Origin of the sequence: Bacillus sp. JJ1503, assembly GCF_036965125.1 — a bacterium.
GTDB lineage: Bacteria > Bacillota > Bacilli > Bacillales > Cytobacillaceae > Cytobacillus.
The window spans coordinates 3,764-5,591 of sequence record NZ_JBALOZ010000202.1 but is presented as its reverse complement, the minus strand read 5'-3'; the positions used below and the strand labels follow the sequence as shown (position 1 = coordinate 5,591).

Here is a 1,828-nt window from a genome sequence, read left to right as displayed (position 1 = left end):
ACACCATCAACCGCTTTTACTTCTCCTTCATCTGTAAAGAAAGAGGTACGGAGATTTCTTATATCAAGAATTTTTTCACTTTTTTGTTTAGTCATTGGTCTCACCAGCCTTAGTTCAAATCAATCCGTTTGTTAATGAAACGGTATGTAACATCCACAAGTGTATTAACAATTACAAAGAGAACAGCACATACAAGAATCGTTCCTTGTACCATCGGGAAATCATGTGCACGAATAGAATCGATAATTAAGCGGCCTAAACCATTAATGGCAAAAACCGTTTCTGTTACAACTGCTCCCCCTAATAAACCTCCAAATTGCAGGCCGACCACCGTAACAACAGGAACTAAAGCATTACGCAGAGCATGCTTGTAAATGACTAGACGATCGCTAACCCCTTTTGCATAGGCTGTGCGAATATAATCCTGATCAATAACTTCAAGCATACTTGAACGGGTCATTCGGGCAATAATGGCTGCACCAACAGTTCCTAACGTAATAACCGGCAAAATCATATGTTCAATAGAACCCCACCCTACAACAGGCAGCAATCCAAGATTGACGGAAAAGAAATAAATTAACATAATACCGAGTAAGAAGTTTGGCATTGAGAAGCCGAAAAGTGCTACAAGCATAAGAGAAATATCGGCAAAAGAGCCTTTCCTTGTAGCGGAAATGATCCCTGCAATTAGCCCCCCTAAAACAGCTAATATCGTACCAAGTACTGCAAGTTGAACAGTAATCCAAAATCGTGAATCGAATATTTCATTGGATACAGCACGATTCGTCCGGATAGATGTTCCTAGATCACCTTGAACAGCATTTGAAACATAACGGAAATATTGCTCATATAAAGGATCGTTCAAACCTAAATTCTCTCGCATCTGTTCGACCTGCTCCGGATTAGCATTCTCTCCAGCCATGATTTGAGCGGGATCCCCTGGAATTAAGTGCATCATTAAAAATACAGCTAGAGTAACCCCGATCATAACAGGGATTGTCTGGATTATTCTTCGAAGAATATATATAAACATGTTCGTTCACCTTCTCTCATATTATTTCTTGGATTTTGGATCAAGTGCGTCACGTAATCCGTCACCAAATAAGTTAAAGCCTACTACAACTAGCAAAATAGCTAATCCCGGAATTAAAGTAACGTGCGGAGCCTGTGCTAAATAAGAACGGCCCTGTGAAAGCATGAAACCCCACTCAGGAGTTGGCGGCTTTGTCCCCATTCCAAGGAAAGACAGTGAACTAGCAGTAATGATGGCTGACGCAATATAAAGTGTAGCTTGTACAATGATTGGAGAAAGAATATTGGGAAGAATATGCTTAAAGATAATTCTAAAATCACTCGAACCCATAGCCCTTATAGCATCGATGTACTCTAGCTTTTTTACACTCAAAGTAGACCCGCGAACAATCCGGGCAAATGTTGGAACCGCAAAAAATGCAACTGCAATAATCACATTCGTTGTACTTGCGCCAAGCACACTTATGATGGCTAGCGCTAGCAAAATACCAGGGAAAGCTAGTAAAATATCGCATATTCTCATAATGAATGAATCGACCCATCTGCCGTAATATCCGGCTATAATTCCTAATAGAATTCCGGCAAACGCACCGAGGACAGTTGATAAAATTCCTATAGATAATGAAATTCTTGCCCCAAATAATATTCGGCTTAATATATCACGTCCCTTGTCATCCGTGCCTAGCCAATGTTCAGATGAAGGCGCTTGCAATTTTTTGACCAATGCCATTTCCGCAGGATCATACGGTGCAAGCAGGGGTGCAAAAATAGCCATAAAAGCAATGGCAATGACAAT

At 40.6% G+C, this 1,828-nt stretch carries 2 protein-coding genes; both read right to left on the bottom strand.

Annotation, left to right across the window (positions count from 1 at the left end; all coding sequences use genetic code 11):
- Positions 1-109: 109 nt before the first annotated feature.
- Positions 110-1,033: an ABC transporter permease gene (locus V7149_RS15705; RefSeq protein WP_335346551.1), complete on the bottom strand. Its 924-nt coding sequence runs from the start codon at positions 1,031-1,033 to the stop codon at positions 110-112.
- Positions 1,034-1,054: 21 nt separating this feature from the next.
- On the bottom strand, positions 1,055-1,828 hold a 774-nt coding region (nikC, locus tag V7149_RS15700; RefSeq protein WP_335346550.1), incomplete at its 5' end, for a nickel transporter permease.

What these genes read in the sequence shown, in the direction of transcription:
- V7149_RS15705 (WP_335346551.1), bottom strand. Translation starts at nt 1,033, where the DNA reads ATGTTTATATATATTCTTCGAAGAATAATCCAGACAATCCCTGTTATG.